Here is a 7,018-nt window from a genome sequence, read left to right on the forward strand (position 1 = left end):
AGTGGCTGCGGGTCGCGGCGCTCGGCGCGCCGGGCCTGCTGCTCGCCGCCGCCGGCAACGGCTGGCTGCGCGGCGTCCAGGACACCCGCCGCCCGCTGTGGTTCGTGCTCGGCCCCAACCTGCTCTCCGCGCTGCTCTGCCCGCTGCTGGTCTACCCGGCCGGGCTCGGCCTGGTCGGCTCGGCGGTGGCCAACGCGGCCGCGCAGACCGTCTCCGGGGCGCTCTTCGCCGGGGCGCTGGTCGCCGAGCGGGTCTCGCTGCGCCCCTGGCCGCGGCTGATCGGGCAGCAGTTGGTGCTCAGCCGGGACCTGCTGATCCGGGGCGTCGCGTTCCAGGCCAGCTTCCTCTCCGCCACCGCGGTCGCCGCCCGCTTCGGCGCGGCCGCGGTGGGTGCGCACCAGATCGCTCTCCAGCTCTGGTTCTTCACCGCCCTGGTGCTCGACGCGCTGGCCATCGCCGCCCAGTCACTGGTCGGTGCCGCGCTCGGCGCGGGCCACGAGGCCGAGGCCCGGGCCCTCGCCCGCCGCATCGGGCTGCTCGGCGGCGCGTGCGGCGTGGCCTTCGCCGTGCTCATCGCCGCCGGCGCCGGCGTGGTCCCGGGGTGGTTCAGCTCCGATCCGGAGGTACGCGACCAGGCCATGCTGGCCTGGCCGTGGTTCGTGGCGATGCAGCCCCTGGCGGGTGTCGTCTTCGCCCTCGACGGCGTGCTGATCGGCGCGGGGGACATCCGCTACCTGCGCAACCTCACCATCGTGGCCGCGCTCGGCGGGTTCCTGCCGGCCATCTGGCTCGCCTACTGGCTCGACCTGGGGTTGGGCGGCATCTGGGCGGGGCTCACGCTCTTCGTGGTCATCCGGCTGGTCGCGCTGCTGCTGCGACTGCGCTCGGGCGGCTGGGCGGTGGTCGGCGCGGTCCGCTGAGCGGCGGTAGGGGGTCGCCCGGCGGCTCGGGCATCGAGGTTCCCCTTTCACCCGGTCGGGGTCGGCATCGGGCTCTGCGTCGGGCTCTGCCTCGGCGAGGTGGTCGAGGCGCGGTACCCGTCGGCCACCTGGACGACCATCCACGCGCCCACGGCGAGCATCGCTAGGGCGAGCAGCATCCCGAAACCGACCACCAGCGCGCCGTTGTGCCGTGCCCAGAAGAACCGGAGCCGGTCCCGCCCGACGGGTCGGTGCTCGGACTCCGCCGGCCGCATCCAGTCGGGCAGCCGCACCGGTTCGACCGCGGCGAACGCGAACTCCTCCCGCCCGGCGGCGGACCGCGCCGACGGTGGCTCCGTGTCCGGCGGCGGCTGCCCGGCCGGCGGCGACTGGGTCGTCGGTGGTTGGTCGGCCGGGCCGCGCCGGTCGGCCGAGGACGGTCGCTCCGCCGGTGGCGGCGGCGGATCGGTGGACGGGTCGGCGGGCATCCGGTTCTCCATCAGATCTCGCCGCTCATGATCAGGCTGAACAGGTAGAGGGTGCCGGTGACCAGGGCCGTCGCCGTCGCGGCCACGAGGAAGAACGACACGACCGCGGTGAGGCCCGGGTGAGATTCGCTCCACCGGGTACGGTCCCGCCACCGCCACAGCGACCGTCGGGCCGCGCGCAGCCCCGCCTGTCGCTCGACCAGCTCGGAGATCCGGCGGGCGAGGGTCCGTCGGGGCGGCGTCGGGTTGCGCATCCACTCGGGCAGGTCGACCCGGGCGCGGTGCTCGTGCGAGGGGGGTCTGTCAGAAGTCACGGGTGCTCCGGTCCGGGGATCAGCAGGTGTCCGGGATGTCCAGCGTCCGGTCTGGGTCGTACATCGCATCCGGGGTCCTCGGTCTCGACCGGCCCGTCCAAGGTCGGGGTGCCGAGCCGGAGCAGGCCTTCAGTCGATGGTGGAGGCGTACGAGTCGGCGTCCGCAAACTGGCCCATCCACTCCGGTACCCGCACCGGCTCGTCGTCGGGCGCCGTCGCGGGCCGATCCGGCGTGGACGGCTCGACGGTGGGCTGTTCGGTGGTCAATGGCGTTCCCGGGGCGGCGATCGGTCGAGGGCGCATGATCTTCGCACCCGCAACGCTGTCGCGGTGCCCCGCGCGCGAACCCCGACGCCCGGCAGCCGGCGCGGCCACGGCGACTGCGGTGGACCGTGGCCGGTCTGGCAGGCTTGGGTGTCGTGAGCACAGACGGTCTGATCGTGGTCGACAAGCCCGGCGGCATGACGTCGCACGACGTGGTGGCGCGGATCCGCCGGTTGGCGCGGACCCGCCGGGTGGGGCATGGCGGCACCCTCGACCCGATGGCGACCGGGGTGCTGGTCATCGGGGTGGGACGCGCCACCCGCCTGCTGACGTACGTGATCGGCGCCGGCAAGAGCTACACCGCGACCATCCGGCTGGGCCAGGCGACCGTCACCGATGACGCCGAGGGCGACGTGATCGCCAGCACGCCGGCCGGGCAGGTCACCGACGAGGCCGTCCGGGCGGCGCTTCTCGCGCTGACCGGCGAGATCGACCAGGTGCCCAGCGCGGTCAGCGCCATCAAGATCGACGGGCAGCGGGCCTACAAGCGGGTGCGCGAGGGGGAGAGCGTCGAGCTGCCCGCCCGGCGGGTGACCGTCTCCCGGCTGGAGCTGCTCGCCATCCGTCGGGACCAGCCCGACGTGGTGGACGTGGACGTCGACGTGACCTGCTCCTCCGGGACGTACATCCGGGCCATCGCACGCGACGCGGGCCTGGCGCTCGGGGTCGGCGGCCACCTGACCGCGCTGCGGCGGACCGCCGTCGGCGGCTTCACCCTCGCGGAGGCGGCCACCCTCGACCAGTTGGAGCAGCGCGCCCCCGAGGTGGTCAACCTGCCGATCGCCGCAGCGGCCGACCGGTTCTTCCCGCGCCGGGACGCCGACGCCGAGGAGGCCAGGGTGCTCTCCCACGGCGGGCCGCTCGACCCGGCCGGGATCGCCGGCCCCTACGCGGTCTTCGATCCGGCCGGGGGGCTGCTCGCTATCGTCAGCGAGCGGGACGGACGGGCCCGCGCGGAGATCGTGCTCGCCCCGGCCTGACGGCGGGGCACGGGCCCGCCGACCGGGCGGGACGAGCCCGCGGCCGGCGGGGCCGGCGGGAAAGCAGGGGAGGAGCAGCATGCAGCGGTGGCGGGGGTACGACGCGGCGCCCGGTGGCTGGGGACGGTCGGTCGTCACCATCGGCGTCTTCGACGGCGTGCACAAGGGGCACCAGGCGACCATCGGGCACGCCGTGGCCCGCGCCCGCGAGCTGGGCGTGAAGTCGGTGGTGGTCACCTTCGACCCGCACCCGGCCGAGGTGGTCCGCCCCGGTTCCCACCCGGCGGTGCTCACCGAGCCCGCCCGTAAGGCGGAGCTGATCGAGGCGCTCGGCGTGGACGTGCTCTGCGTGGTGCCGTTCACGCCGGAGTTCTCCCGGCTGCCCGCCGAGGCCTTCGTGCACGACGTCCTGGTCGAGCACCTGCACGCCGCCCTGGTGGTGGTGGGGGACAACTTCCGCTTCGGGCACCGGGCGGCCGGCGACGTGGCGCTGCTGGAGCGGCTCGGCCGGACCTTCGGCTTCGGTGTCGAGGGCGCCCCGCTGGTCGCCGAGGACGGCACCGTCTTCTCCTCCACGTACATCCGCTCCTGCGTCGACGCGGGCGACGTCGGCGCCGCGGCGGCCGCGCTGGGGCGCCCGCACCGGCTGGAGGGCGTGGTGGTCCGCGGCGACCAGCGCGGCCGGGAGCTGGGCTTCCCCACCGCCAACCTGCTCTGCCACCGGTACGCGGCGGTGCCCGCCGACGGCATCTACGCCGCCCGGCTGGTGCGCCGGGGCCGGGGCGAGCCGCTGGGGGCGGCGGTGTCGATCGGCACCAACCCCACCTTCTCCGGTCGGGAGCGGCGGGTGGAGGCGTACGCGCTGGACTTCAGCGGCGACCTCTACGGCGAGCGGCTGGCCCTGGACTTCGTGGCGCACCTGCGGGGGCAGATCCGCTACGACTCGATCGAGCCGCTGATCGCCCAGATGGAGCAGGACGTCGAGCGGACCCGGCGGGCCCTCGGCTGACCCGTTCCGGGGCTTCCGGCTGATCCGTTTCGTGGCCCTTCGCCGGCCGCGGCCGGGGTGTGCTGGTAGTCTGGCGGCAACGTCGGCTGACCGACGTGGGGCCTCGCGTGCCTGCACGACGCCGCGGGTGCGAGGTGCCGGTCCGTTTCCGGTCTTCCGACCGATCCGACGGACACCAGTGATCAACCCATCGAAACAGGGAGAACATGGCGCTCGACCAGGAAGCCAAGGCCAAGATCCGCTCGGAGTACGCGACCGCCGAGGGCGACACCGGTTCGCCGGAGGTGCAGGTCGCGGTCCTGACCAAGCGGATCGCGGAGCTCACCGAGCACCTGAAGGTGCACAAGCACGACCACCACAGCCGCCGTGGGCTGCTGCTGCTGGTCGGCCGTCGCCGCCGGCTGCTCAACTACGTCCAGAAGAAGGACATCAACCGCTACCGGTCGCTCATCGAGCGACTCGGTCTGCGCCGGTGACGTGACGGGGGAGTGGCCTGCGGCCGCTCCCCCGTTCCGGTACCACTGAAGAACCGGGCCGCGCGACCACCCGTTAGGGAGCCGGTCAGCGTACCGGTCTCCGGTAGTGGCCCCCGGGCACCCCGGCATCACGCCGGCCACCCGGGCGCTTCGATCGAAGACCGGCCGTCTGAGCAGCTCCCGTGTCGTGAGGCCCCCGACGCGAAGGAGCACGACAGCACCATGACCGAGACCAACCTCGGCACCGAATCCCGTACCGCCGTGATCGACAACGGGTCCTTCGGCACCCGTGAGATCACCTTCTCGACCGGCCGGCTGGCCCGCCAGGCCGCCGGTTCCGTCATCGCCCAGCTGGGCGAGACGGTGGTCCTCTCCGCCACGACCGCCGGCAAGCAGCCGAAGGAGCAGTTCGACTTCTTCCCGCTGACCGTCGACGTAGAGGAGCGGATGTACGCCGCGGGCCGGATCCCCGGCTCGTTCTTCCGCCGCGAGGGCCGCCCCAGCGAGGACGCGATCCTCACCTGCCGGCTGATCGACCGGCCGCTGCGCCCGTCGTTCGTCAAGGGCCTGCGCAACGAGGTCCAGGTCGTCGAGACCATCCTCGCGCTCGACCCGCAGCACCCGTACGACGTGGTCGCGATCAACGCCGCCTCGATGTCCACCAAGCTCTCCGGCCTGCCCTTCTCCGGCCCGATCGGGGCGACCCGGGTCGCGCACATCGACGGGCAGTGGGTGGCCTTCCCGACCCTGGAGGAGCTGGCCCGGGCCACCTTCGACATGGTGGTGGCCGGCCGCGCCCTGGCCGACGGTGACGTCGCGATCATGATGGTCGAGGCCGAGGCCACGCCGAACGCGGTGGCCCTGATCGCCGGTGGCGCCACCGCGCCGACCGAGGAGATCGTCGCCAGCGGCCTGGAGGCCGCCAAGCCGGCGATCCGCGAGCTGTGCCGCGCGCAGAGCGAGCTGGCCGAGGTGGCCGCCAAGCCGGTCGCCGAGTTCCCGGTCTTCCTCGACTACCAGGACGACGTCTACGAGGCGGTCTCGCAGACCGCCCGCGACGAGGTCGCCGAGGCCCTCAAGATCGCCGGCAAGGCGGACCGCGAGGAGGCCCTGGACCGGGTGAAGGCCCGCGTCCAGGAAGAGCTGAACCCGCGCTTCGAGGGCCGCGAGAAGGAGGTTAGTGCCGCCTTCCGCTCCCTGAGCAAGTCCGAGGTCCGCAACCGGGTGCTGCGCGAGCAGGTCCGCATCGACGGCCGCGGCCCGCGGGACATCCGCCCGCTGACCGCCGAGGTCGGCGTGCTGCCGCGGGTGCACGGTTCGGCGCTGTTCGAGCGCGGCGAGACCCAGATCCTGGGCGTCACCACGCTGAACATGCTGCGCATGGAGCAGTCGCTGGACACCCTCTCCCCGGAGAAGTCCAAGCGCTACATGCACAACTACAACTTCCCGCCGTACTCGACCGGTGAGACCGGCCGGGTCGGCTCGCCGAAGCGGCGCGAGATCGGCCACGGCGCGCTCGCCGAGCGGGCGCTGATCCCGGTGCTGCCGGCCCGCGAGGAGTTCCCGTACGCCATCCGGCAGGTCTCGGAGGCGCTCGGCTCGAACGGCTCGACCTCGATGGGTTCGGTCTGCGCGTCGACCCTGGCGCTGCTCTCCGCCGGTGTGCCGCTCAAGGCGCCGGTGGCCGGCATCGCGATGGGGCTCATCTCCGACGAGGTGGACGGCAAGACCCAGTACGTGACGCTGACCGACATCCTCGGTGCCGAGGACGCGTTCGGTGACATGGACTTCAAGGTCGCCGGCACGCCGGAGTTCGTCACGGCGCTGCAGCTCGACACCAAGCTCAACGGCATCCCGTCGGACGTGCTGGCCGCCGCGCTCCAGCAGGCGAACGAGGCCCGGCAGACGATCCTCGACGTGATGCGGGCGGCGATCGAGGCTCCGGCCACGATGTCGGACTACGCGCCGCGGGTCACCACCGTCAAGATCCCGGTCGACAAGATCGGCATGGTGATCGGCCCGAAGGGGCAGACCATCAACGCGATCCAGGACGAGACCGGCGCCGAGATCTCCATCGAGGACGACGGCACGATCTACGTCGGCGCCACCAACGGCCCGTCGGCCCAGGCGGCGGTGGACCGGATCAACGGGATCGCCAACCCGACCCTGCCCAAGACCGGCGAGCGGTTCCTCGGCACGGTGGTCAAGACCGCCGCGTTCGGCGCGTTCATCTCGCTGCTGCCGGGCCGTGACGGCCTGCTGCACATCTCCAAGGTGGGCGACGGCAAGCGGGTCGAGCGGGTCGAGGACTTCCTCAACGTCGGTGACCGGGTCGAGGTCGAGATCGCGGACATCGACGCCCGCGGCAAGATCTACCTGGACAAGGTCCGCCCGGAGGGTGCCGAGGCGCCGCCGGCTGCCGAGGGCGAGGCCGCCGGTGGCGAGCGTCCGGCCAGCCGCGGCGGCGACCGTGGCCCGCGTGACCGGGGCGACCGTGGCGGTGACCG

Annotated in this window: 8 protein-coding genes; 5 read left to right on the top strand and 3 right to left on the bottom strand. The window is 73.3% G+C overall.

Going from position 1 to position 7,018, the window contains the following annotated elements:
* Window positions 1–920, top strand: a 920-nt coding sequence (locus NCC78_RS25085; protein ID WP_250797463.1) for an MATE family efflux transporter, incomplete at its 5' end; no start/stop codon positions are given.
* A gap of 47 nt (window positions 921–967) precedes the next feature.
* Here the strand turns inward: NCC78_RS25085 and NCC78_RS25090 are convergent.
* The 3 genes from NCC78_RS25090 to NCC78_RS25100 form a co-directional block, all read right to left on the bottom strand.
* Window positions 968–1,408, bottom strand: coding sequence for a hypothetical protein (locus tag NCC78_RS25090; RefSeq protein ID WP_250797465.1), 441 nt, complete (start codon window positions 1,406–1,408; stop codon window positions 968–970).
* Window positions 1,409–1,419: 11 nt separating this feature from the next.
* Complete coding sequence (locus NCC78_RS25095; protein WP_250797467.1) at window positions 1,420–1,722, bottom strand: hypothetical protein; 303 nt, start codon at window positions 1,720–1,722, stop codon at window positions 1,420–1,422.
* Between the two features lie 129 nt (window positions 1,723–1,851).
* A complete protein-coding gene (locus NCC78_RS25100; RefSeq protein ID WP_250797468.1) occupies window positions 1,852–2,025 on the bottom strand; it encodes a hypothetical protein in 174 nt (57 codons plus the stop codon).
* Window positions 2,026–2,141: 116 nt separating this feature from the next.
* On the opposite strand from NCC78_RS25100, the gene truB reads away from it, so the two are divergent.
* The 4 genes from truB to NCC78_RS25120 all read left to right on the top strand — a co-directional run.
* Complete coding sequence (gene truB, locus NCC78_RS25105; protein WP_284706354.1) at window positions 2,142–3,026, top strand: tRNA pseudouridine(55) synthase TruB; 885 nt, start codon at window positions 2,142–2,144, stop codon at window positions 3,024–3,026.
* A 79-nt stretch (window positions 3,027–3,105) separates the two neighbouring features.
* Window positions 3,106–4,035 carry a bifunctional riboflavin kinase/FAD synthetase gene (locus NCC78_RS25110; protein WP_250797469.1) on the top strand — a complete coding sequence of 310 codons (930 nt, stop codon included), beginning with the start codon at window positions 3,106–3,108 and terminating at the stop codon, window positions 4,033–4,035.
* 206 nt (window positions 4,036–4,241) lie between these two features.
* Window positions 4,242–4,511: a 30S ribosomal protein S15 gene (rpsO, locus tag NCC78_RS25115; RefSeq protein ID WP_067302624.1), complete on the top strand. Its 270-nt coding sequence runs from the start codon at window positions 4,242–4,244 to the stop codon at window positions 4,509–4,511.
* Between the two features lie 222 nt (window positions 4,512–4,733).
* Window positions 4,734–7,018: polyribonucleotide nucleotidyltransferase (locus NCC78_RS25120; RefSeq protein ID WP_250797470.1), on the top strand; the 2,285-nt coding region annotated here is incomplete at its 3' end.

It is taken from the genome of Micromonospora phytophila (assembly GCF_023656545.1).
GTDB lineage: Bacteria > Actinomycetota > Actinomycetes > Mycobacteriales > Micromonosporaceae > Micromonospora > Micromonospora phytophila.

Coding starts and splice junctions, on each gene's coding strand:
- NCC78_RS25090 (WP_250797465.1), bottom strand. CDS start 1,408: ATGCCCGCCGACCCGTCCACCGATCCGCCGCCGCCACCGGCGGAGCGA.
- NCC78_RS25100 (WP_250797468.1), bottom strand. CDS start 2,025: ATGCGCCCTCGACCGATCGCCGCCCCGGGAACGCCATTGACCACCGAA.
- NCC78_RS25110 (WP_250797469.1), top strand. CDS start 3,106: ATGCAGCGGTGGCGGGGGTACGACGCGGCGCCCGGTGGCTGGGGACGG.
- rpsO (WP_067302624.1), top strand. CDS start 4,242: ATGGCGCTCGACCAGGAAGCCAAGGCCAAGATCCGCTCGGAGTACGCG.